The 22,823-nt window shown below is 73.4% G+C and carries 23 protein-coding genes and 2 pseudogenes; 16 read left to right on the top strand and 9 right to left on the bottom strand.

The window, feature by feature from the left end:
- Positions 1 to 44: 44 nt before the first annotated feature.
- A complete protein-coding gene (locus CLV63_RS20300) occupies positions 45 to 1,421 on the top strand; it encodes a sodium/glutamate symporter (protein ID WP_106584749.1) in 1,377 nt (458 codons plus the stop codon).
- Between the two features lie 22 nt (positions 1,422 to 1,443).
- On the opposite strand, the gene CLV63_RS20295 is transcribed toward CLV63_RS20300, so the two are convergent.
- From CLV63_RS20295 to CLV63_RS20285, 3 genes are all read right to left on the bottom strand, one after another.
- A complete protein-coding gene (locus tag CLV63_RS20295) occupies positions 1,444 to 1,842 on the bottom strand; it encodes a hypothetical protein (protein ID WP_106584748.1) in 399 nt (132 codons plus the stop codon).
- A gap of 61 nt (positions 1,843 to 1,903) precedes the next feature.
- Positions 1,904 to 3,256, bottom strand: coding sequence for a hypothetical protein (locus tag CLV63_RS20290; RefSeq protein WP_245928940.1), 1,353 nt, complete (start codon positions 3,254 to 3,256; stop codon positions 1,904 to 1,906).
- A gap of 432 nt (positions 3,257 to 3,688) precedes the next feature.
- A complete protein-coding gene (locus CLV63_RS20285) occupies positions 3,689 to 5,098 on the bottom strand; it encodes a YcaO-like family protein (protein WP_245928939.1) in 1,410 nt (469 codons plus the stop codon).
- A gap of 243 nt (positions 5,099 to 5,341) precedes the next feature.
- Here CLV63_RS20285 and CLV63_RS20280 point away from each other — a divergent pair, with 243 nt between their 5' ends.
- From CLV63_RS20280 to CLV63_RS20265, 4 genes are all read left to right on the top strand, one after another.
- Positions 5,342 to 6,262 (top strand): SAM-dependent methyltransferase, encoded by a 921-nt coding sequence (locus CLV63_RS20280; RefSeq protein WP_106584745.1) that lies wholly within the window; start codon positions 5,342 to 5,344, stop codon positions 6,260 to 6,262.
- 93 nt (positions 6,263 to 6,355) lie between these two features.
- Entirely contained in the window at positions 6,356 to 7,246 is an 891-nt protein-coding gene (locus CLV63_RS34655; RefSeq protein ID WP_245928938.1) for a DUF3105 domain-containing protein, read from the top strand.
- Positions 7,247 to 7,336: 90 nt separating this feature from the next.
- Entirely contained in the window at positions 7,337 to 8,323 is a 987-nt protein-coding gene (locus CLV63_RS20270; RefSeq protein WP_106584744.1) for an NAD-dependent epimerase/dehydratase family protein, read from the top strand.
- 99 nt (positions 8,324 to 8,422) lie between these two features.
- Positions 8,423 to 9,274 (top strand): class I SAM-dependent methyltransferase family protein, encoded by an 852-nt coding sequence (locus tag CLV63_RS20265; RefSeq protein ID WP_106584743.1) that lies wholly within the window; start codon positions 8,423 to 8,425, stop codon positions 9,272 to 9,274.
- Between the two features lie 242 nt (positions 9,275 to 9,516).
- Here CLV63_RS20265 and CLV63_RS20260 read toward each other — a convergent pair whose 3' ends face one another.
- Both CLV63_RS20260 and CLV63_RS20255 read right to left on the bottom strand, forming a co-directional pair.
- A complete protein-coding gene (locus CLV63_RS20260; protein ID WP_245928937.1) occupies positions 9,517 to 10,824 on the bottom strand; it encodes a sensor histidine kinase in 1,308 nt (435 codons plus the stop codon).
- Positions 10,821 to 11,477, bottom strand: coding sequence for a response regulator transcription factor (locus tag CLV63_RS20255; RefSeq protein ID WP_106584742.1), 657 nt, complete (start codon positions 11,475 to 11,477; stop codon positions 10,821 to 10,823). Before CLV63_RS20255 ends, CLV63_RS20260 begins: the two co-directional genes overlap by 4 nt.
- A gap of 208 nt (positions 11,478 to 11,685) precedes the next feature.
- Between CLV63_RS20255 and CLV63_RS20250 the strand changes: the two genes are divergently transcribed.
- The 6 genes and pseudogenes from CLV63_RS20250 (at position 11,686) to CLV63_RS20235 (ending at position 15,221) form a co-directional block, all read left to right on the top strand.
- A complete protein-coding gene (locus CLV63_RS20250) occupies positions 11,686 to 12,192 on the top strand; it encodes a hypothetical protein (RefSeq protein WP_245928936.1) in 507 nt (168 codons plus the stop codon).
- On the top strand, positions 12,192 to 13,325 hold the full coding sequence (locus CLV63_RS20245; protein WP_106584741.1) for a peptidoglycan-binding protein: 1,134 nt from the start codon (positions 12,192 to 12,194) through the stop codon (positions 13,323 to 13,325). Before CLV63_RS20250 ends, CLV63_RS20245 begins: the two co-directional genes overlap by 1 nt.
- Positions 13,326 to 13,387: 62 nt before the next feature.
- Positions 13,388 to 13,561: pseudogene (locus tag CLV63_RS35285) on the top strand (ATP-binding cassette domain-containing protein); the annotation flags it as partial.
- 95 nt (positions 13,562 to 13,656) lie between these two features.
- Positions 13,657 to 13,767 (top strand): annotated as a pseudogene (locus CLV63_RS35280) (ABC transporter ATP-binding protein); the annotation flags it as partial.
- Positions 13,768 to 13,872: 105 nt separating this feature from the next.
- A complete protein-coding gene (locus tag CLV63_RS35275) occupies positions 13,873 to 14,016 on the top strand; it encodes a hypothetical protein (RefSeq protein WP_394339795.1) in 144 nt (47 codons plus the stop codon).
- A complete protein-coding gene (locus tag CLV63_RS20235) occupies positions 14,016 to 15,221 on the top strand; it encodes an ABC transporter permease (protein ID WP_106584740.1) in 1,206 nt (401 codons plus the stop codon). The genes CLV63_RS35275 and CLV63_RS20235 overlap by 1 nt, the downstream gene beginning before the upstream one ends.
- A 52-nt stretch (positions 15,222 to 15,273) precedes the next feature.
- Here the strand turns inward: CLV63_RS20235 and CLV63_RS20230 are convergent, their stop codons facing one another.
- Positions 15,274 to 15,855, bottom strand: coding sequence for a TetR/AcrR family transcriptional regulator (locus CLV63_RS20230; RefSeq protein WP_106584739.1), 582 nt, complete (start codon positions 15,853 to 15,855; stop codon positions 15,274 to 15,276).
- A gap of 16 nt (positions 15,856 to 15,871) precedes the next feature.
- Positions 15,872 to 16,840 carry an NAD-dependent epimerase/dehydratase family protein gene (locus CLV63_RS20225; RefSeq protein ID WP_106584738.1) on the bottom strand — a complete coding sequence of 323 codons (969 nt, stop codon included), beginning with the start codon at positions 16,838 to 16,840 and terminating at the stop codon, positions 15,872 to 15,874.
- Between the two features lie 157 nt (positions 16,841 to 16,997).
- Between CLV63_RS20225 and CLV63_RS35145 the strand changes: the two genes are divergently transcribed.
- The 3 genes from CLV63_RS35145 to CLV63_RS33255 all read left to right on the top strand — a co-directional run bounded on the left by CLV63_RS35145 (position 16,998) and on the right by CLV63_RS33255 (position 20,064).
- Positions 16,998 to 18,575: an ADP-ribosylglycohydrolase family protein gene (locus CLV63_RS35145; protein WP_106584737.1), complete on the top strand. Its 1,578-nt coding sequence runs from the start codon at positions 16,998 to 17,000 to the stop codon at positions 18,573 to 18,575.
- A 98-nt stretch (positions 18,576 to 18,673) separates the two neighbouring features.
- Positions 18,674 to 19,246 (top strand): PH domain-containing protein, encoded by a 573-nt coding sequence (locus CLV63_RS20215; protein WP_170134282.1) that lies wholly within the window; start codon positions 18,674 to 18,676, stop codon positions 19,244 to 19,246.
- Positions 19,247 to 19,581: 335 nt separating this feature from the next.
- A complete protein-coding gene (locus CLV63_RS33255; protein WP_146165619.1) occupies positions 19,582 to 20,064 on the top strand; it encodes a hypothetical protein in 483 nt (160 codons plus the stop codon).
- Here the strand turns inward: CLV63_RS33255 and CLV63_RS20210 are convergent.
- Together CLV63_RS20210 and CLV63_RS20205 are read right to left on the bottom strand one after the other, a co-directional pair.
- Positions 19,995 to 20,462: an HIT family protein gene (locus CLV63_RS20210; protein ID WP_106584735.1), complete on the bottom strand. Its 468-nt coding sequence runs from the start codon at positions 20,460 to 20,462 to the stop codon at positions 19,995 to 19,997. The two genes, CLV63_RS33255 and CLV63_RS20210, sit on opposite strands and share 70 nt — an antisense overlap.
- Positions 20,463 to 20,477: 15 nt before the next feature.
- Positions 20,478 to 20,699, bottom strand: a complete 222-nt coding sequence (locus CLV63_RS20205; protein ID WP_106584734.1) for a hypothetical protein — start codon at positions 20,697 to 20,699, stop codon at positions 20,478 to 20,480.
- Between the two features lie 272 nt (positions 20,700 to 20,971).
- Between CLV63_RS20205 and CLV63_RS20200 the strand changes: the two genes are divergently transcribed.
- Both CLV63_RS20200 and CLV63_RS20195 read left to right on the top strand, forming a co-directional pair.
- On the top strand, positions 20,972 to 21,952 hold the full coding sequence (locus CLV63_RS20200; RefSeq protein ID WP_106584733.1) for an ABC transporter ATP-binding protein: 981 nt from the start codon (positions 20,972 to 20,974) through the stop codon (positions 21,950 to 21,952).
- Positions 21,949 to 22,764, top strand: a complete 816-nt coding sequence (locus CLV63_RS20195) for an ABC transporter permease (protein ID WP_245928935.1) — start codon at positions 21,949 to 21,951, stop codon at positions 22,762 to 22,764. Before CLV63_RS20200 ends, CLV63_RS20195 begins: the two co-directional genes overlap by 4 nt.
- The last annotated feature ends 59 nt before the right edge of the window (positions 22,765 to 22,823 follow it).

The following is a 22,823-nucleotide window of genomic DNA, read 5'->3' as shown; positions in this document are numbered from 1 at the left end:
GGGATCCGCCGCACCCGCACCGGTCCTTGCTCACAAGGAGCAGCATGTTCCCGACAGACGAAGTCAGCGGCGATGCCGTCAACACCCTCCTCTTCGCCTGCACCGTCCTCGGCCTCCTCGTGCTCGCGGGGGTCGTACTGCGGCTGCTGATCGCCCCGCTGCGGAGGCTCTTCATCCCGGCCGCTCTCATCGGCGGGGTCCTCGGCGCGGCCCTCGGGCCGTACGGGGCCGGACTGTTCCCCGAGAGCATGATCACCACATGGGCCGGGCTGCCGGGGGTGCTGATCACCATCGTGTTCGCTCCGATGCTCATCGGGATGCGCATCCCCAACCCGCGCACCAGTTACCACCTGATCGCGCCGCAGCTCCTGTTCGGCTACATGAGCGACTTCCTGATGATCGGGGTCCCCATGCTGGTCTGCGCGGCGCTGCTGATGCCGTTCTGGGACGTCGGCGCGATGTTCGGCACCATCATCGAGGTGGGCTGGCCGGGCGGGCACGGCACCGCCGCCGGCATGGGACCGGTCTACACCGAGCTGGGTTGGGCCGACGGCGGCGCGCTCGCCCTTGCCAGTGCAACGGCCGGGCTGATCTTCGGGATCGTGGTGGGGATGGTGCTGATCAACGTCGCCGCCCGCCGCGGCGACCTCAGCACCCCGACCGGTGGCGGCGACGGTGGCGGCTATGCCCCCGAGGTGCTGCCCGCGGGGTCCCGGCCCGTACTCGGGAACGTCACGCTGAACAAGGACCTGGTGGACGGGTTGGCGTTCCACGGGGCGCTGATCGCCGCGGCGGTCCTCATCGGCTGGGTGTTCCAGTACCTCCTCGGCCTGGTCGTGCCGGGCATGCCGCTGTTCCCCATGGCGATGATCGGCGGCGCCATCGTGCAGGCGGCCATCGCGCGGACCCGGCTGGGGGACGCGGTCGACCCCGGCAGCCTGCGCGCCATCCAGGGTGTCGCCCTCGACCTGCTCGTCGTCTCCGCGGTCGCCTCGATCACGGTCCCGGTGGTGGTGGACAACATCGTCCCGCTCGCGATCCTCGTCGCCGTCGCCGCGGTGATCGCGGTCGGCTTCTTCTACTGGGCGGGGCCGCGATTGTTCCGCGACGCGTGGTTCGAGCACTCCATCGTCAGTTTCGGGTCGCAGACGGCCGTGGCCTCCGTCGGACTGATGCTGCTGCGGTCGGCGGACCCCGACCTCAAGACCGACGCGGCCCGCTCCTACGCGCTGCGCGCGCCCTTCTTCAGCCCGATCGTCGGCGGCGGCCTGCTCACAGCGATGCTGCCGCTGATCGCCGTGAACTACGGGCCGTGGGCCCTGGGAGTCGGCGGGGTCGTCGCCGCCGCGCTGGTCTACCTCCTGGCGCGGATCCTCAAGATCTGGCAGCGCCCCGCAGCACGGGCGCGCACCGGCACCTGACCCATGGCACCCCCGCCGCCGGTCAGCGGGGGCCGGGGGAACGCAGGGCGGGGACCACGGCGAGGGCCGTGCCCGCGAGCGCGGCGGCGGCGTTGGCGGCGGTGATGCCCGCCGAACCGGGGCCCAGCGCGAACGGGACGAGGACCAGGGCCGTTCCCGCCAACGGGCCGACCGCGCCGATCGCCGCCGCCCACCGGCCCAGGCGCGTGCGGGCCGAGAGCAGCGCGATCCCCGCCCAGGCTGCCGCCGCGGCGATCAGGCCCGTCCCCACGACCCCCGCGACCGTCGCGGTGTCCGCGGCACCGCTGTCCGCCCCGGTCCGGTAGAGCCCCGCCAGCAGCGCCCCCGACAGGAGGGCGCCCGCAAGGGCGGCGAGGATTCCGCCCGTGGCAACGGCGAGCGCCCACAGCCAGGTCCTCATGCGTGCTCCTCTTCGGCGGCGCGGTGGGCCGCGCCCCGGTGCGTGCGCGGTCCGGCGGGGGTCATCCGGGCTCCGCCAGGCAGGCGGGGAACTCCTCGAACCGGCGGCGGCCGTCGTCCCCGGGCGCCCCGAGGTACTCGGACTCGACCGTGCGCGCCTCGGAGGACCCGGTGTAGACCTTCATGCCGAGCCCGGCGCCGAGGGCGATCCTGCCGCCGAAGGTGTCCTGGCTGGAGGTCTTGTCCTGGACGATGCTCGAGACCCACGCCTTCTCGTACATGAGCTTCTCGAACTCGCCCGCGCCCGGCGGCGGCTCGGTGAGGAGCGCGTCCCCCTCGTCCATGACCTGGTTGAACGCCAGAGCGGGCATCCCCAGCAGGCCCTGTTCGTCGATGTACTCCTCGGCGATGCGGCGCTCCTCCGGGGTCTTCAGCTCGATGACCGTGCGCGACTCCTGGAGCGAGCTCTCGCCGTCCTTGCCCTTGTAGCCGCCCTTGGCGCCATCCCCCTTGCCGCCGACCCGGTTCTTGCCGACGAGCGACTCCTCGACCGAGGTCAGGTACATGATCTCGACGGGCTCGCCCTGCTTGTTGCGGGTGATGCGCACGGCCCCGGTCCACTCGCCGGCGTTCTCCAGCCCGTCGCCGGCGACCTCGCTCCCCGCTCCGAGCTGGCCGTCGAGCTGGTAGGTGGTGGCGGTGAGGGGGTACGAGGGGTCGTCGGGCCTGCGGTTGTCGGTGCGGACGGCGACCTGGCCGCCCACCTTCGCCCTGCCGTTGATCCCCGTGCCGATGTCGAAGTATTTCTCGGCCTTGGAGTCCTTCGCGCTGAGGCCCAGTTCGGCGTTGCCCCCGGCTTCGAGCCGGGTGGTGGCCGTCGTCATCTGCGGGTCGGGGATCTCGGGCGGCGGGTTGATCGCGTAGTAGAGGCCCGCTCCGGGGTTGCGCGACATGGCGTCCATCGCGGCCTGGTTCTCGAAGATGTCGTCGCGGAAGGAATCGGCCTCGGCCTTGTCCTTGAACACCCAGGTGTCGCCGACCGACCCCTTGAGGTACGCGCCGATCTTGGCCTCGCCGCCCAGCTGGAAGTTCGACCCGCCTTCACCTTTCAGTTGGAAGAGTTTTCCCTCTACGCCGATTTCGGCATTGTGCGGGATGAGGGTCATCCGGTAGGTCCCATCGGCCATCTGCTGTTCCATGAACGCGAATTCGTCCCCGAACTTGAAGATTCCGATGTAGGTCGAGTACCCTGCCTTTTCCTGTTTCTGGTAGACCTCGCAGCGCTTGGGCAGATAGGCGGCGTCGGGGTCGCCCTTCGGCGGCGGTTCGCAACTCGTCCCGAACAGGCGGCAGATCGCCGCTTGGACACTGCTGGTGACGTCGGTTGGCACCCCGGCCACCAACAGCGCGCTCATCAGGGCCGACGCCAACACGATCACCGCCGCGTACTCCGCCGTCGATGCGCCCGGATCGGCACGGGCGCGGCGCTGCGCACGGAACAACGGATCCCCCGGATCTAGTACGGAGAAGGGGCGCGCCGGAAATCGCGAGCCGTCCAGACGATAAGGGTTCTCCGCCCTGCTCCGCAGGCCGTGAATTCGCGCGGTTTCCGGACCCGGATTCGGGCGCGCTGCCGTTCCGCGGCCGTTATAAAAAATCGTAGCCGCAGGTCAATAAGGACCTCGGGTCTTCAGTCGGTGATTCCGCGGAACAATGCTTCCCCGGAGGTCAACCGGCTCGAAACCCGTGGTTTTCGCAGTATTGGTGGAATGTTGTGCGATTCCGCGGCGGATGGGAGTGCTCCCAGTCAGGGGAGCGCTCCCGGCCCGGGTGCAGTGCGCCGAGCGTCACACCGTTCGCCCGGCGCGCAGGCGGCGGCCGCGCGCTCCGGGGAGGGCGAGATGGCCCTTGGTGATCAGGTGGAACCTCTCCAGGCCGGGGCACTGCACCTGGACGACCGTGGTCCCATGGGGGAGCTTCGTGAGGGTGTACGCTCCCACGCGGTGGCCGGCGGCGGCGAACCGCGCCACCACCGCGGCGCGCTGCGCGGGGACGCCGGTCCCGCGCGGGACGGTCTCGGCGGGCATGCCCGTGAGCGGCGCCTCGCCGATCCGGTCGGCGAAGTCCAGGTGGGCGCAGGCGAGCAACCGCGGGTGTGCGGCGAGCCGATCGCGCACCGCAGAGGCGGTGTCGTGCTCGGCGACGACCCGGTCGAACGTGGGACGCTCGGCGGGCCGTCCGTCGGCCGCTGACGCCGTGTCGTGCTCGGCGACGACTCTGGCGAGCAGTTCCCCTTGGACGAACTCGGTCACCGCACGGTCCACTGCGGTCTCGCCCGACAACGACGCGCCGAGAGCGTAGTAGCGCGCCGATCCGCCCGCGAGCCCCGGAGCGACGGCCATGACCACCGGAACCCGCAGGTCGGTGGTCAGGTCCAGCAGGACGACGCGGCTGCCGACGAGTGCCGACGCGCGGTCCAGCCGCGCATGCAGGAACCCGGGCAGCGCGGTGTCGGGGACGCGGGCGGGCATGGGGCCGCGGTCGTACACGCTGCGCAGGAGGAACAGGGAGAACGCGTCGCGCTCCGCCCACTCGTTCAGAGCGTGCAGGAGGGCTTCCTCACGGGTGGCGCCGATGGCGCACCCCGTGTTGACCGTGTAGGAGAGCAGGGTGCGGTAGTCGGCGGTGTCGCCGACACGGGACCGGTAGTCCGCCATGCCGTCGGTGGGGATGGGGAACCACGGTGCCCAGAGGGACAGGGGAGCGGGGAAGGAGGGGCCGCCGTCGAGAGCCGCGTACGGCAGGCACGCCACCCGCGCGTCCGGCTGGTGGGCGAGATCATGGACGGCGCGGTCGGCGCCCACCGGCCCGGTGAGGAGTTCGCGGGGCTCATGGAGCTCGACGGCCAGGGACTCCCGGATCAAGGGGCCGCTGAACGCGTGCTCCAGCGCCTCGAACATCGCGCCGACGTGGGCCGGCGCATGCGCCCCCTTGCCGCTGCCGAGGCCGTAGGGGACCTCGGTCCCGTCCTGGTGCCAGAGTTCGCACTGGGTCGCCGTGGGGTCGGCGCGGTCGAGCACCCGCGAACGGGCCCGCCAGCCGAGGGCGTCGATGTCGGACCGGACCCGGCGCTCCGCGGCGTCGAGCGGCAGCTCGCGCTCGCCGCCGCCCGGCCAGTCGCCGGTCCCCCCGCCGACCGGGCGGCCGAAGCCGTCGGTCGCCCGGTCGGCGGGGTCGAACCACTCAGACCGCGGCAACGGGCTCCCGCACGGTCTCCTCGTCGAGCTCCTCGACATCGAGTTCGACGGCGTCGACGTGGTCGAGCGACACGGTCAGGTCATATCCGGCACAGGCCATGCTTCACTCCTCGATCGGTCCCAATAGGCGTCGTGCTCGGTCCTCCAAATTTCTAACGCACCGCGCCCGATATGTCACGGGTCGAAGTGCCGCCCATTTCCGCGGTGGTGCGCGCCTGGTGTCCGGACTGGCACACTCACGCCATGGCGACATCGGAACCGCGGCTGGCGGCCCGCGTCGACGCGCTGATGACCGACGCATGGGTGCTCGCCGCGTTCGCGTCCGCGGTCAACGGCGAACCGCTTTCCGAGGAGCACGGCGCCGTCCTCGGCGCCGCGGGTCTCGCCGAACGGGTTTCCGAGGGATGGCGGTTGCGGCCGGACCACCGTGCGGAACTCGCGGGGCGGCCGGATGCGGACGCCTTCCCGGGACGCATCGGACGGATACTGCGCCAGGCCGCCGACGCGGCCGAGGGCGTCCCGGCCCGCCCCGACGGAGACGACGACGCCGTCTTCACCGCGGAGGGCAGGAACTCCGGCGCGCAATTCGGTGAATACCTGGACCTGCTGGCCGCGCGGCTCCCCGGCGTCGGCGGCCTGCTCCGCTCCGAAGGACTCCGGTTCCTCGATGTCGGGACCGGCATCGGCGCCATAGCCGCCGAGGTCGCGGCCCGGGTCCCCGGCGCACGCGCGGTGGGGATCGACGTGCAGCCGCGCGCCCTCCGGCTGGCAGCGGCCCACCTCGCCGAGCGGCGGCTGGACGACCGCGTCGAACTGCGGCTGGAGGACGTCGCGGCACTCACGGACGCCGGCGCCTACGATCTCGCGTGGCTCCCGTTGTCGGTGATCGGGACGGCCGCCGCCGCCGAAGCCCTGCCGCGCATCCGCGGTGCGCTGCGGCCCGGCGGCCTGCTGATCAGCGCCACCGCCCTGCGCGGCGCTCCCGAGGAAAGGGGGACCAGGCGCGAAGCGGTCCTCAGGTGGCGGGTCGACCGCATGGGGAGCACACCGTGGGACGCGGGGGAGCTGGCGGCACGCCTGGTCATGGCGGGGTACGTCGACGTGCAGGAGGTGCGGACCCCGCCGCACGCCATGGCCCTCGTCGTCGCCCGCGCCCCGCACTGACCTCGGAGGCGACGGGCAGGCCGGCGGCGGCGCCCGGTCGCTCGCACCACTGGACCACGCGGTGGGCGGCCGCGCGGACGGTAAGGTGCGCCTGTGGTGAATCCCCAGGACCCGTACGGGCACGGCGCCCCGCCCCCGCCCCCGAATCCGCAGCAGCCCGGGCCCGGCCCCCGGCAGTACGAGGGCGGTCCGGGTCCGGCGATGGCTCCCCCCGAAGGGCAGCAGCCCCCGCCGCCCGGCCCCTACCCCCCGGGCGCGTACCCGCCCGGCCAGTACCCGTATCCGGGCGGCCCCCCGCCCGGCCGGGAGCAGCAGCACCCGGGTGGCGCCCCGCCCGGTCCGCCGCAGCCGCCCCACTGGCCCCCGGGCGCCCATCCGCAGGGGCCACCGCCCAAGCGGGGGAGCGCGGCGCCGTGGATCGTCGTCGGTGTCGTGGTGGCGCTGTTCGTCCTCATCGGCGGCGGCGCCGTGGGCGCCTACATGTTCCTGGGCGATTCCACCGAACCCGGCCCCACGCAGCCGGGCGGGCACGTCGCCGACTCCGACCTCGACGGCGTCGTGAGCTTCGACGACCTTTCCCCCGAGCACACCGACTCGCCGGTGGACTACCCGCAGCACCCGCCCGTGGGCGGCGAGCACCGCCAGGAGTGGCTCAACTGCGGCGTCTACGACGAGGAGGTCCCCGCCGAGAACGCCGTGCACTCGCTGGAGCACGGCGCGGTGTGGATCAGCCACGACCCGGACCTGCCCGCCGAGGACGTGGAGTCACTGCGCGGCCGGTACTCCACCGGCGACTACCTGGTCGTCAGCCCGATCGAGGACCTTCCGGGGCCGGTCGTGCTGTCGGCGTGGGGCAAGCAGCTCATCCTGGAGTCCGCCGATGACGACCGCGTCGACGCGTTCATCCGCGAGTACCAGCAGGGGCCGCAGACCCCCGAGCCCGGCGCGCCCTGCTCCGGCATGGTCGGCGAACCGATCGAGTGACCCGCCGCCGGTACGCCCTGCGCCCACCGCGATTCTGCTGCGAGCAGTAGGCGCTTCCGGTGGCGCCCCGATACCGGGAGAGTGGGCGCCATGAGACTCCTGATATTGGGCGGGACGGAGTTCGTCGGGCGCGCGGCCGCCGACGAGGCGCTGTCCCGCGGCTGGGACGTGACCCTGTTCAACCGGGGGAACCACGCCCCGCCGCAGGGCGCGACCGTACTGGCGGGCGACCGCACGGGCACCGGCGGTCTCGCTGCCCTCGGGAGCGGCGAATGGGACGTCGTCGTCGACACCTGGTCCGGCGCGCCCTCGGCCGTGCGCGCGACCGCGCGCCTGCTCGCCGACCGCGCCGGGAGCTACGCCTACGTGTCGAGCCGCTCGGTGTACGCGTCCCCCGCTGCGGCGGGCATGGCCGAGGACGGCCCCGTTGTGGACGCGGAGCCCGGCGACGGCGGCGGCGTCGAGTACGCGCGGGCGAAGCGGGGTGGGGAGCTCGCCGCCGCCGAGAGCTTCGGCGACCGCGCCCTGCTCGCCCGCCCCGGGCTGATCATCGGGCCGCGGGAGAACATCGGCCGGCTGCCGTGGTGGCTGCTGCGGATCGCCCGCGGCGGACCCGTGCTGGCCCCCGGACCGTCCGACCTCGACCTCCAGTACATCGACGCGCGCGACTTCGCCGCGTGGACCATCGACGCCGCGGCCCGCGGTCTCGGGGGCGCCTACAACGTCGTCAGCCCGCCCGGGCACACCACCATGGGCGAACTGCTGGCGGAGTGCGTGCGCGCCACCGGGTCGGCCGCCGATCTGCGGTGGAGCGGGCCCGATCGCATCCTCGCCGCGGGCATCCGGCCGTGGCTGGACCTCCCCATCTGGCTCGCCCCCGGCGACGACTACGACCTGCTGCACCAGGGCGACACCGCCAAGGCGCACGCCGACGGCCTGCGCTGCCGCCCCGTCGCCGAGACGGTCGCCGACACCTGGGCCTGGCTCCAGGGCCTGGACGGGGCACCGCCGCAGCGCGCGGACCGGCCCGTCGTCGGCCTGGACCCGGACGTGGAGGCGCGGTTCCTGCGGGCGTGAACCCGGCGCCGGGTACCCGGCCGCGGTTGAGTAGCAGCGCGCCCGGACACCCGTCGCCGCACTCATGCCGCCGGGCGCCGCGCCGCGCACGCTGGAGCCATGAACCACGCAACCGCGATCACCGCGGCACCTCTCCAGACCACAGCCACCGCGACCGCCGGGCCCGTCACGAAGGCGAAATGGGCGCTGACGCGCCTGGCACTGCGCACCATCGGCACGCTGAGCGACGGCGTCCGGATCGGCTACCGGCACGGCTTCGACAGCGGCACCATGCTCGACTACGTCTACCGGAACGAGCCCGGCGGCCGGTGGGGCGTCGGCCGGCTCATCGACCGGGTGTACCTGAACGCCGTCGGGTGGCGCGCGATCCGGGCGCGCCGCGCGCTCCTCACCGACGTCCTGCGCACCGAGATCGAGCGGCGGGAGGACGTCGTCCGGATCCTGGACGTCGCCGCCGGCCCCGGCCGCTACCTCCAGGACCTGGCGGCGGACCAACCGCACCGGGCCCGGATCCTCTGCCGCGACCTCGCCGACCACGGCCTGCGGCGCGGCGCCGCGCAGGCCGCCGAACGCGGCCTGGACAACATCCGCTACGAGCAGGGCGACGCCTTCGACCCGGCGCCCGCCCCGTTCCTCGACGGGCCGCCCGACGTGATCGTGGTGTCGGGCCTCTACGAGCTGATCCTGAGCGAGCACCGCATCCAAGCGTCGATGCGGCGGCTGCGCGCCCTGCTGGCGCCCGGCGGCGTCCTCGTGTTCACCACCCAGGAGCACCACCCGCAGTTGGACTTCATCGCCAACGTGCTGCCCAACCGCGACGGCGACCCGTGGGTGATGGAGTGCCGCCCCGCGCGCACGACCGAGCAGTGGGCCAGGGACGCCGGGTTCACGGGCACCGCCAGCACCAGGGAGGAGGTCGGCCTGTTCGCCGTGACGCGGGCCGAGGGCTGACCGGCCGTCCGCGGGCGCCGGGGCTCGGCCGGCGGATTCCCGGCCCGCCACGACCACTCCGGCCCTGATGCGCGCGCTCATCGCACGCCACCTGGACGGACTCGCCGCCGCGGACCCGCAGCCCGGCACGCCGGACACCGGATAGATGGCGGAAACCTGCCGCGGCGGCTCTGACCCGGCGCGCATCCGAGCGGACCACGGAACACCTTCGGCGTGCCGGTCCACCGGACCGGCGGCCCGGGTCAGGCCGGTTCGGCGGGTTCGGTGTCGTCGCACAGAGGGAGCGTGACGGTGACGGTCATGCCGCCGCCTTCGCGCGGGCGCGCCGCGGCGTCGCCGCCGTGGGCGCGCGCCACCGACCGCACGATGGACAGGCCGAGCCCGGCGCCCTTGGTGGTGGCCACCCGGTCGTCGCCGAGGCGCCGGAACGGCTCGAACAGCGCCGCCACCTCGTAGGGCGGCACGACCGGCCCGGTGTTGCCGACCTCCACCACGGCCTTGCCCGCGCGGACCCCGCTGGTGACGCCCACCCAGCCGCCGTCGCCGGTGTTGTGCCGGATGCCGTTCTCCACCAGGTTGTACACCAGGCGCTCCAGCAGCAGCGCGTCGCCGCCGGTGAGCGCCTCGTCGGCGGTGCCGTGCACGGTGACGCCCGCCTGCTCGGCCTCGGGGGCGGTCTGGACGATCACGTGGTCGACCACGTCGGCCATGTCGACCGGCAGCCGCTCGGTGACCTCCCGCTCCGACCCGGCCAGCATCAGCAGTCCGCCGATCAGCCGCTCATGGCGGATGTTGATCTCCAGCAGGTCCGTGCCGAGCCGCTTGACGTCGTCGGACGCCGTCGGGCGGTGCATGGCCAGCTCGACCAGCGCGCGGCCCAGCGTCAGTGGTGTGCGCAGTTCGTGTGAGGCGTTGGCGACGAACCGGCGCTGCCCGTCGAAGGACCTGTCGAGCCGTTCGAGCATCGTGTCGAAGGTGTCGGCGAGGTCCTTCACCTCGTCGTCGGGCCCTGTCAGCGCGATGCGCTCGTGCAGGCCGCGGTCGGCGGCCGGGGCGCCGGCGATCCGGCGCGCCGTGTCGGTGACGCGGTGCAGGGGCGCCAGCACGCGGCCGGCCACCAGCCAGCCGAACGCGGTGGCGGCCCCGCCGACCACGAGGAGCGCGATACCGCCCTGGGTGACCAGGGACGTGGTCGCGGCGTCGCGCAGCTGTTCCTGCTGCTCCGCCATCCACTTCTCGGCCTCGGTGGCGTCGGGCGGCGGCGACGCGTCGGGGGACTGCCCCAGGATCTTCCCTTTGACCTGCGGCTCGTCGCCCGACAGGGGCGGTTTCTCGTCCTTGTCGCCCTTCTGGGCGGTGAAGATCCGGGTGCCGGTCCCGCCGATCTGCTGGTCGAACAGGGTGTAGGTGACGCCGAGCAGCAGGACGCCGGCCACGAGGAACGTGCCGCCGTAGATGAGGGCGAGCCGGGTGCGCAGGGTGATGCGCCGCCGCAGCAGCGCGCGCGGCGGCCGGAGCGAGCGGGGTGCGAGCAGGATGCGCGATCTCACGGGATGCGGTACCCCACTCCGGTGACGGTCTCGACGACGGCGGGCGGGCCCAGCTTGCGGCGCAGCTTGAGGACGGCGATGCGGACCGCGCCGGTGAACGGGTCGGCGTACTCGTCCCACGCCTTCTCCAGCAGCGACTCGGCGGACACCGGCGCACCCTCCGCCCGCAGCAGTTCGGTGAGGACCGCGAACTCCTTCTTCGACAGCGCGACGTAGCGGCCGTCCCGGAACACCTCGCGGCGCGCCGGGTCGAGGGTGATCCCGGCGCGGCGCAGCACCGGCGGCGCACCGGGACGGGAGCGCCGCCCCAGCGCGAGCACGCGCGCCGCGAGCTCGGGGAACGCGAACGGCTTGGTGAGGTAGTCGTCCGCGCCGAGGGAGAGCCCCGCCACCCGCGCGGTGACCTCGGCGGCCGCGGTGAGCATCAGGACCCGGACGGTGGACTCGGACGCGACCAGTTCGCGGCACACCTCGTCGCCGTGCACAGCGGGCAGGTCCCGGTCGAGGACGACGACGTCGTAGTCGTTGACGCCGGTGCGCTCCAGCGCCTCGGCGCCGTCGGCGGCGATGTCGACGGCGTGCGTGTCGCCGCGCAGCCACTCGGCGATCGCCTCGGCGAGCTTCGGTTCGTCCTCGACCACCAGCACCCGCATCGGACGCCACCTCCCCAATCCGCGGGACGCCGCGCCACGTGCGGGCCTCCTGCCCTGGGGGCAATGGTCGCCGACCCCCTGTTTCCGCGTCGTAAGCGCCCCCCGGCCCGCGCGAGCGGACACGCAAACGCCACGGAAACGCGGCGTCGCGTTGCATCGCCACTCGAACGGCCGGAACGCCTCCGGCCGCGATCGAGGAGGACGCGACGTGAAGCGAGACCTGATGCGCAGCCTGCTGGTGGCGGCGCCCCTGGTGCTGGGGCTGGCCCTCACCGGCTGCGGTTCCGAGAGCGGCGGCGCGAGCGGCGACGCGGCCGGCATGAGCGCCCACGAGAAGGGCGTGAAGTTCGCCGAGTGCATGCGCGAGAACGGGGTCGACATGGAGGACCCGGAACCCGGCAAGGGGGTCATGGTCAAGGGCAAGAAGGGCGGCGAGGAGGGCATGGACAAGGCGATGGAGGCGTGCGAGGAGTACGCCCCCACCGGCGAGCGCGGCAAGAAGGACCCGGAGATGGCGAAGAAGCAGCAGGAGTTCGCCGAGTGCATGCGGGAGAACGACGTCGACTTCCCCGATCCCGAGCCCGGCCAGATGGGGATCAGGATGGACAAGAAGACCGCGGAGGACCCGGACTTCGACGCGGCCATGAAGGAGTGCCAGCCCATCATGGGCGACGCCATGAAGGGCGGCCCCGGCGGCGCCGCCGGAGGCGAGTGATGGGGGAGGCGACCGTCGAGGACCGGGCCGATCCGGTGCCGGCCGACGAGGAGAGGACCCCCCGCCGCCCGCGGCGCCGGGGCCGCGTACTGGCCGTCGTCGCCGTCGCCGTGGTGGCCTCCGCTGCCGCCGCCGCGGGACTCGGGCTGCGCGGCGGTTCCGACTCCGGGGGCGCGGCCGCGGCCCTGCCCCCGGAGACCGCCGAGGTCGAGTCGGGGACCCTGCGGGACAGCGAGAGCTTCGACGGCGAACTCGCCTTCGGCACGGCGGCCACGGCGACCTCCCGCCGCTCGGGGACGCTCACCTGGCTGCCCGAGTCCGGTGCGACGGTCGGGCGCGGCGAGACGCTGTTCGAGGTCGACGCCGACCCGGTGACGCTGATGTACGGCGGGAAGCCCGCGTACCGGGACCTCGTACCGGGCACCTCCGGCACGGACGTCCGCCAGCTGGAGGAGAACCTGGCGAAGCTCGGCTACGACGGGTTCACCGCCGACGACGAGTACACCGGCGGCACCGCGGCGGCGGTCCTGGAATGGCAGGGCGACCGCAAGCTCGACGAGACCGGAACGGTCGACCTCGGCAGCGTGGTGTTCGCCGCCGGATCCGTCCGCGTCGACGGCCTCCAGGCCGGCGAGGGCGACGACGCCCGGCCGGGCGGGAAGATCCTCGACTACACCGCGACCGACAAGGCCGTCACGGTGCAGTTGGAGACCGCCGACCAGCGGCTCGCCGACAAGGGCGGCGAGGTCGACGTCACCCTGCCCGACGGTGACACCGTCAAGGGCGAGATCGACGAGGTCGACACCGTGATCGAGGAGGGCGGCGACGGCGAGGAGCCGAAGACCATGATCGAGGTCGTCGTCCGGTTGACGGGCGAGAAGGCGCAGCAGGCGGCCGAGGACTACGCCCTGGCGTCGGTGGAGGTCGCCTTCACCGCCGAGACGCGCGAGGACGTGCTGACCGTGCCCGTCGCCGCGCTGCTCGCGCTGGAGCAGGGGGGATTCGGCGTCGAGGTGGTGGCCGGCGGGTCGACCTCCTACGTCCCCGTCGAGACCGGGTTGTTCGCCGACGGCCGCGTGGAGGTCAGCGGCGACGGGATCGCCGAGGGCACGACCGTGGGGATGCCGAAGTGATCGCACTGACGGAGGTCACCAAGAGCTACCCCGGGGGTGTCACCGCGCTCGACGGCGTCTCGATGTCGATCGCGCGCGGCGAGCTCGTCGCCATCGTCGGGCCCTCGGGGTCGGGCAAGTCCACGATGCTGCACATGCTCGGCACCCTCGACCGGCCCAGTTCGGGCTCCGTGCGGGTCGACGGCTTCGACGCGGGCTCCCTGCCCGACGCGGCCCTCTCGGCGCTGCGGGCGAGCCGCATCGGGTTCGTCTTCCAGCAGTTCCATCTGGCCGCCGGGACCCCGGCACTGGACAACGTCGCCGACGGGCTCCTGTACTCCGGTACTCCGGGCTGCGGCCGGCCGAACGGCGCCGCAGGGCGGCGGCCGCGCTGGAACGGGTCGGGCTGGGGCACCGGATGGACCACCGGCCGCACGAGCTGTCGGGCGGTGAGCGGCAGCGCGTCGCCATCGCGCGGGCCGTTGCGGGCGAACCGCCGCTGCTGCTCGCCGACGAGCCGACCGGTGCGCTCGACTCCGTCTCGGGCGCCGGGGTGCTGCGGCTGCTGATGGAGCTGAACGAGGCCGGGACCACCGTCGTCATCATCACGCACGACATGGAGATCGCCGAGTCGCTGCCGCGCCGGGCCCGGCTGCACGACGGCCGGCTGGTCCACGACACGGCGCACCCCGAGACCGCGGGGGTGCGCTGATGGCGCACAACGCGCTCCGGCCGGCCCGGATGCCGGCCGGCGACGTCGTGAAGGTCGGCGCGGTCGGCCTGCGCACCCGCCCGCTGCGGGCCTTCCTGTCGGCACTCGGGATAGCCATCGGCATCGCGGCGATGGTCGGCGTCGTCGGCATCTCGGCGTCGGGCAGCGCGGAGCTGGACCGCACGCTCGCCGCGCTGGGAACCAACCTGCTCACGGCGAGTCCGGGGCAGACGTTCGCCGGTGAGGAGGCCGAGTTCCCCGACACGGCGGAGTCGATGGTGGAGCGGATCGGGCCCGTCGACACCGTGTCGGCGATCGGCCAGGTGGAGGACGCGAAGGTCTACCGCTCGGACCGGATCCCGGAGTCGGAGACCAACGGCATCGCGACCTACGCCGCGCGGACCGACCTCCTCGGCACCACCGGGGCGGAGATCGCCGACGGCGCCTGGCTCAACGCCGCCACCGACGGATACCCCGCGGTGGTGCTCGGCGCCGACGCGGCCGCGAACCTCGGGATCGGCCATGCCGGGCCCGGCATCAAGATCCTCGTCGGCGGGCAGTGGTTCACCGTCGTCGGGATCCTCGAACGGGCTCCGCTCGCCCCAGAGCTGGACACCGCCGCGCTGGTCGGCTGGCCCGTCGCCGAGGCCGAGATCGGCTTCGACGGCAAGGCGACCACCGTCTACACCCGTTCGGCCGACGAGGCGGTGGAGACCGTCCGCTCGCTGCTCGGGTCGACGGTGAACCCCGAATTCGCCAACGAGGTCGACGTGTCGACACCCTCCGACGCGCTCGCGGCGAAGCAGGCCGCCGATGAGGCGTTCACCGGGCTGCTCCTCGGCCTCGGCGGGGTGGCGCTGCTCGTCGGCGGCGTCGGGATCGCCAATACCATGGTGATCTCGGTGCTGGAACGGCGCGCCGAGATCGGCCTGCGCCGATCGCTCGGCGCCACCCGCGGCCAGATCCGGACCCAGTTCCTCGCCGAGTCGCTGCTGCTCTCCGCGCTCGGCGGGGCGGGCGGCGCGCTGCTCGGCACGGGGGTCACGGCGGGTTACGCCGTTTCCGTCGGCTGGCCGGCGGTGGTCCCGCTGTGGGCGGTGTTCGGCGGCATCGCCGCCACCCTGGTGATCGGCGGGTTGGCGGGGCTCTACCCCGCGATCCGCGCGTCGCGCCTCTCGCCGACGGAGGCGCTGGCGAGCCCGTGAGGGGGTGGGCGGAGCCGCCGGGACCACGGCGGCGCCGCCACCCCCTTTCCGCCTACCGCGTGTAGGGCGCCAGGACGGTCAGGATGTGCCGCGCCGCGTCGGTCAGCGGGTCCGTGGACTGGTAGGCGCGGCACAGCACCAGGGACCCCTCCAGGCTGGTCAGGATGAACAGGGCGATGCTGCGCGCCTCGGTGCCGGGCACCCCGTAGTGCGCGAGCGCGCGGGTGAGCGAACCGGCCCAGGTCTCGTAGGCCGCCCGGCACGCGTCGGTCAGCGCCGCGGAGCCGGGCACGGAGTCGAGGGTGATGGTGGTGATGGGGCAGCCGTCGCGGTACCCGGTCCCGTCGAGGGACTCCGTGAAGTGCCGCGCCATCGCGCCGATCCACTCGGGAAGGCTGTCGGTCGCGTCGAAGGCGGTCCCGATCAGGTGGTCGAACTCGACGGCCGAGGCGGCGACGGCCTCGACGGCGATCTGCTCCTTCCCGCCGGGGAACAGGTAGTACACCGACCCCCGCGGCGCGCCGCTGGCGTCGATGATCTGGCTGAGCCCGGTCCCTTGGTAACCCTGGCGGCGCAGCAGCACCTGGGCGCTGGCGACGATCCGCTGTCGTGACTGCGAGCGGGGCCGTGGCATGGGGGCTCCTCGTTGGTCAGCCGCGCAGCTCGGCGAGCCCGTCGGCGTGGGTCCGCAGCGGCGCGTAGCCGAGCTGCGTGCGGGCCTTCGTCGTGTCGATGGTGCACTCCTGGCTGGACAGCCAGAGGCTCATGTAGTCGAGCGGCGGCGCGCCGGGCAGGCGGAGACCGCGCCAGATCGCCTCGCCGGCGCCGGTCGCGGCGCGCGCGGCCCAGGCCGGCAGCGACCGGCCGGGCGGGGTGATGCCCTGTGTCGCGAGCAGTTCGGTGGCGAAGTCGCGAAAGACCACGGGCGCACCATCGGTGACAAAGTACACCTCGCCGCCGGTGCCGTGCTGCGCGGCGAGCACCAGGCCCTCGACCACGTTGTCGACGTGGGTGGTGTCGGTCAGGTGCCGGCCGCCGCCGATCCAGGCGAACCGGCCCGACCGCACCGCATCGGCGAGTTCGGGGAGGACCGTGGTGTCGCCCGGTCCCCAGACGAAGCGGGGGCGCACGACCAAGGTCGCCATGTCGGCGCCGTTGGAGTCGAGTACGAGCTGCTCGGCGGCCGCCTTGCTGGCGGGGTACAGCGCGGGCGAGTCCGGGCGCAGTTCCGCCGTCTCGTCGACGCCCACCAGCGGTTGGCCGACCATCAGGGCGGCCTCGGTGCCCACGTGGACCACCCGCCGCACCTCGGAGGCGCGCGCGGCGTGCAGGACGTTCGCGGTGCCCTCGACGTTGTCGGCCCAGAACCGGGCCCGCCCGCCGCCCCGGGCCGCGCGGGCCGCCGCGTGGTAGACCAGCCCGCACCCCGCCATAGCCCTGGCCAGGGCGGCGGCGTCGCCGAGGTCGCCGCGGACCGCGGCGGCACCGAGTCCGGTCACCCGCCGGGCGCCGGAGTCGGAGCGCGCGAGGGCGCGCACGGTGTGCCCCTCGTCGACCAGCCGCTCGACCAGCCGGCCGCCGATGAATCCCGTGCCGCCGGTTACGAAGATCTCGCTCATCACATCCACTTTCTAAGTATGTCGATCGACATAGCAACGGAGGCGCGACGGCGCACGGGCCGGAGCGGGTTCCGCGGCGCGGGCCGCTGCGGCCGACAAATCCGTACTTACACTCAAAGCTGCCGCGTACACCGCGGCCACGGTGAGAGGAGCCCCCATGGCGGCGAGAGCCGGCGCCCCACGCCCCGCCGAACATCCGGCCGACCGCTTCAGGCTGGACCGCATCTCCGGCGTCCTGCTCGGCGCCGCCTGCGGCGACGCCCTCGGCGTGCCCTACGAGTTCGCCCGCCGCCTCACCGCGCACGAGACGCCCCACATGCTCGGGGGCGGACTGGGCCCCTACGCGCCGGGCGAATACTCCGACGACACGCAGATGGCGGTGTGCCTCGCCCAGGTCACGGCGGGCGTGCCGGACCTCCTCTCCACCGCGGCGCTGAACGGTGTCGCCGAGAACTTCCTGACGTGGCGGCGCGAGGGCGCCACCGACATCGGCGACCAGACCCGCGCGATCCTGGACGAGGCGCTGCCCTCCGGCGGCACCCCCGAGGTGGCGGCGCGGATGCTCGCCGCCGCGGCGGCCCGCTACGCGTCAGGGGCGCCCGGCGCCGGGAACGGCTCGCTGATGCGCACGGCCCCCATCGCGCTGGCCTACCCGCACGACCCCCGGGCCACCGCCGAACTCGCGGCGCTCTACGGCAGGCTCACCCACGCCGACCCGCTCGCCGAGGACGCCTGTGTGCTCTGGTGCGAGGGCATCAGGCAGGCGGTCGACAACGGGGGGTTCGAGGGGGTCCGCAACGGGCTCGCGCTGCTGCCCGAGGAACGGCGCGCGCAGTGGGCGGCGCGGCTGGACCAGGCCGAGACGCGGCCCCCGCACGCGTTCTCCCCGAACGGCTTCGTCGTGTCGGCGCTCCAGGCCGCGTACTCGGCCATCATGACGACGCCGGTGCCGGAGTCGCGCCCGGCCGAGGGGGTGTTCGCCGCCGACCACTTCCGCCTCGCACTGGAGAACGCGGTGCGCGCCGGCGACGACACCGACACCGTCGCCGCGATCGCCGGGGCGCTGCTCGGCGCGCGGTGGGGCGTGTCCGCCGTCCCGTGGCAGTGGCAGCGGGCCGTGCACGGCTGGCCCGGAATCCACTCGCGCGACCTCATCAGCCTGGCCGTGCGCACAGCGACCAACGACCGCCCCAACGCGTACGGCTGGCCGCACTGCCGGCGCCACCCGCACTACGCCGACGTCACGGCGCCGTTCTCGGTGGCGCACCCCCACGACCCCGGTGTGGTGCTGGGAAACCTGCGGCTCGCCCAGCCGTGGGCGGGCCGGGTCGACGCGGTGGTGTCCCTGTGCGCGACCGGGTCCGAGGACTTCGCGGAGGTGCCGCGCGCCGACCACATCCAGATCTGGCTGGTGGACCTGCCCGGCGAGAACGCCCACGACCACTTCGCGGTCGAGCAGGCGGCCCGCGCGGTCGCCGGGCTGCGCGACGAGGGCAGGACCGTCCTGCTGCACTGCGCCGCCGGGCGCAGCCGCACGCCCGCTGTCGCCGCGCGCTACGCCGCCATCCGCGGCGTCGACACCGCCCGCGCGCTCGCCGAGGTGATGGCGGCGCTGGCGCCGAACGCCCCCCGGCTCAACAGCGAGCTGCGCCGCTTCGTCTTCGAGCTCGCCGGCCGGACCGACCCGGACCCGGGAGCCGACCACCCGCGCACCATGCTCATGGGGCCGCGCTAGCGCGGCCCGAACCGGCCGCCGTGGCGCACGGCTCTGGCCGGTGCGGGGGATCTCGCCTAATGTTTCCGCCATCATCACTGCGACCCCGCGGGGGACCAATGGCCGACGCCGAACTGCGCCCGGACATCCGGGCGGCGAAGGACCGGATGAGCCGCCGCCGCGGCGCCCGCCGCGAGATCAGGAACCTCGCCGAACACCTGTGGGAGGGCGAGCGGGTCAGCCACCTGGTGGGCGGGATGTACGGGCCGGGGACCGGCCTCGTTGCGCTGACCGACCGGCGGCTGATGTTCCTCAGGGACGGATGGGCGTCGCAGACCACCGAGAACTTCCCCTTCGAGAAGATCTCCTCGGTCCAGTGGTCGAGCGGCATGCTGGTCGGGAAGATCATCGTCTTCACCCCCGGCAACAAGACCGCCATCACCCAGGTGCGCCGGCCCGACGGCAAGGCCGTGGTCGACGCGCTGAACAACATCATGACGCGCGGCCCGGCCCGGCCGCAGCCCCGCCACGTCCGCCCGCCGGTCCCCGATCCCCTCCCGCGCGCCGAGCCGCTGCCGCCCGTTGAGCACCCGGGCGAGGCCGCGGGGACGTCGCTGGCGATGTTGCGCACGCTGCGCGACCGCGGGGTCCTCAGGCCGCCGGAGTTCGCGGAGTTCGTCCAGCGCCTTTGAATGGATCCGTGCGCTGCGCCGATGCGGAGGGCCGGAAATATTCGGACGGCCGCCGAACGCCGGATCAATTCCGGAAGTATACTGATAATCCTGCTTTCCAGGCCCGCCGTATTCGTCTGGTGCAGGCCGCAGCCCTTCGGGAATCCTCAGCCGAATCAGGGATCACAGTGTTGCAATCCGTGTGCACCAACCCCCATTGCATTCCGGATCACCGCCCGGCCGCAGGCGCATGCCGGGCGAATTCGATCAGCACCCGCCGACCATTGCGGTCCCGCGATTCCGGCGGCACGGCGAGCGGCCGCCCCGCCATCGGCGCCGCATCGGGACGGGCGTAAGTGCCGCGCAGGTGGGCCGATCGGCGCCGATCGGCCGGCCCGTCGACGCCGGTCGACAATCCCAGCGAGGCGCAGCAGCAGTATCTCGGGTTCATCCAGGCGACGATCACCCGGCACAACTCGAATTCCTTCCTCATCAAAGGATGGACGCTCACCGTTGTCGGTGCGCTCGTCGCACTCGCGATCACCCAGGACAACTGGGCGGTCGGGGGGAGTGCCGCGGTGGCGACCCTTGGATTCTGGTGGCTCGACTCCTTCTACCTGCGCCAAGAACGGCTCTTCAGAGAGCTTTACAACGAAGCCAGGGCCGTTCCCGCGACGGTCGATCTGTACGACATGAACGCGGAGGTCTACAAGACCCGCACGAAGACGAAATGGCGCCTGAGCATTTTCACGCCGACACATGTGGTCTTCTACGGCACTTTCTGCTGCTTGAGCCTTGCGCTGACCGGCGTCCTCGTCCTGTACTCCAGTTCGCGCTGAATACTCCGCTGCACCCTGCGCTGCGCCAGGTCGTCGATCGCGCCGCCTTGGGGCCAGAAGTTCCGCATGCGGTCGCTCTCCCACCGGGGGACGAGGTGGTAGTGCAGGTGGAAGATGCTCTGGGTGGCGGCCGTCCCCGCTGACGTGATCAGGTTCATCCCCTCGGGCTCCAATGTGCCCAGGATGGCGTGGGCCACCAGGTGGCAGTCATAGGCGAGGTCCTGCACCAGGTGCGGCGGCGCCGACAGGAAGTCCGCGAAATGGTCGACGGGGACCACCAGGGTGTGTCCGGGGGTCGCGGGATTCAGCGGCAGGAAGGCGACGGCCGACTCGGATCGATAGACGATCCGCGCTTCGGCGGTGTTCTGGACGATCTTGCAGAAGACGCATTTCTGCACCTGGAGCCTCCCGTATCAGCTGGTTCCCCATTGCCGTCCCCCGCGCGTGACGCGCCACGCGGGGGACGCCGCGTAGGGCCGCGCCGCGTCAGGCGCCGCACTGTGCGAGCCGGCACCGCAGCGGGCGAGCCAGAGCGCGAACACCACCTCCGCCACTCCCAGCAGGATGAGCCCGACGACGTTCTCTGCGGAAACGAAGCCCTGGAAGACCATGATGCCGATCTCGGACGAGGTCACAACCGCAGACGGCCCCGGCCACCGGTCGGGCGGCCGCCGAGGCGGCGCCGGACGACCGTGTCCGGCACCCGGGTGCCGGGGCAGCGGACCTCTCCCGTCCGCTGCCCCTGGATCAGGCTCTTCTCCACAGAGGACGGCGGCCGGCCCGGCCGCCGCCGCTCCCGCCGGCGTATGCACTTGGGCATAGGTCGGCGCCGACGAAGCACCGATGTGCCGGGCACCCGCTGCTCCCTACCGTCGGCGGAGACCCCGGCTCCAGGAGGATGCGACCAGTGCTCACAGTGCGCGAACTGACCAAGCGGTACGGCGCGACCACCGCGGTCGACGCCCTCACCTTCGACGTCCGGCCCGGCCGGGTGACCGGCTTCCTCGGCCCCAACGGGGCCGGTAAATCCACCACCATGCGGGTGCTGCTGGGGCTGGACCGGCCCACATCCGGCGCGGCACTGGTGAACGGTCGGCGCTACGCCGACATCGCCGAGCCCGCCAGGGAGGTCGGCGCGCTGCTCGACGCCGCAGCCGTGCACCCGGGCCGCAGCGCGCACGCCCACCTGCTCGCCCTCGCGCGCGGCAGCGGCATCCCGCGCGGGCGCGCCGCCGAGGTGCTCGACACGGTCGGGCTCGCGGGCGCCGCCGGCCGCAGGGTAGGCGGGTTCTCGCTGGGCATGCGGCAGCGGCTCGGGATCGCCGCGGCACTGCTCGGCGACCCCGGCATCCTCGTCTTCGACGAGCCCATCAACGGGCTCGACCTCGACGGCGTGCTGTGGGTGCGCGGGCTGGTGCGCACGCTCGCCGACGAGGGGCGGACCGTCCTCGTCTCCAGCCACCTCATGAGCGAGATGCAGCTCGTCGCCGACCGGCTCGTTGTGGTGGGCGGCGGCCGACTCATCGCCGAGGCGGCCATGCCGGACCTGATCGCGGCGTGGTCGCGGACGCACGTGGCGGTGCGCACCCCCGACCCCGGGCGGCTCGCGGCGCACCTGCGCGAGCGGTCCGGACCGGGCGGCCGGGTCACCGTCGACCAGAGTGCCGACGGCGGGCTGGCGGTGTACGGGCTGGCGCCCGAGGACGTCGGCGACGCCGCGCACGCCGCAGGCGTCCGCGTCCACGCCCTGTACCGCGAAGAGGCGTCGTTGGAGCAGGCCTACCTGGAACTCACCGAGGCCGACGTGCAGTACACGGCGGGCGGCGGCGCGGCGGCGGTCCTCGCCGCGGCGGACGCCCCCACGACCGAACAGGAGGAGTCCCGGTGACCGTACAGACAGCCACGACCGCCGCCCCGTCGACCGCCCGCGTGCTCGCGCGCGCCGCCGCCATGGAGTGGACCAAACTGTCCTCGGTCCGCACCACCTGGTGGTGCATCGGGCTGGGCGCGTTCGCGATGGGCGCGTTCGCCCTCCTCATGGGGCTCTCGGCGGTCGACCGGATCGAGGAGGACCCCGACGCCGCCAGCGGGTTCTCCTACGTCCAGCTCACCTCGCAGGGCGTCTTCTACCTGGTGCAGTTCGTCGTGCTCACGCTCGCAGCGCTCGCGGCGACGAACGAGTACGCCAACCGCGCCATCACCGCCACACTGCTGGCCGTCCCGCGCCGCGGGGTGGTCCTCGCGGCGCGCACCATCGTCACGGCCGGGGTGGCGTTCGCCGCGGGGGCGGCGATCACCGCGCTGGGGATCGGGGTGCTGTGGCTGGTGATCGGTTCGTACACCCCGCTGGACCTCGCGTACGCCATGCGCACGGTCCTGGGCGCCGGGGTGTGCATGGCGGTGTTCGCCGTGCTGTTCGTCGGGCTCGGCACGGCCATGCGCGGTATCGCGGGGACGATCGGTGTCGGCTTCCTGCTGCTCCTCGGGATCCCGCTGGTGTTGCAGCTCAGCGGGTCCGAGCCGCTGAACGACCTCGCCGCGCTGCTGCCCGGGTTCGCCGGTGTCGAGTTCTACGCCTCGGGCGACGCCGGGTTCTACACCGCGCCGCACGACGGCGCCGTCAACCTGGTGTCGGTCCTCGGCTGGGCGGCGGCCGCGCAGCTCGCCGGGTACGCGGAGCTGCGCGCACGGGACGTCTGAGCGCCGCTGCGCACACGGCCGCGGCCCCCGGGTGGGACTCTCCCGGGGGCCGCGGCCGT

The sequence above is a fragment of the Murinocardiopsis flavida genome (assembly GCF_003014485.1).
GTDB lineage: Bacteria > Actinomycetota > Actinomycetes > Streptosporangiales > Streptosporangiaceae > Murinocardiopsis > Murinocardiopsis flavida.
The sequence above is the reverse complement of the archived record's forward strand: the minus strand, read 5'-3'. Positions and strand labels throughout refer to the sequence as shown.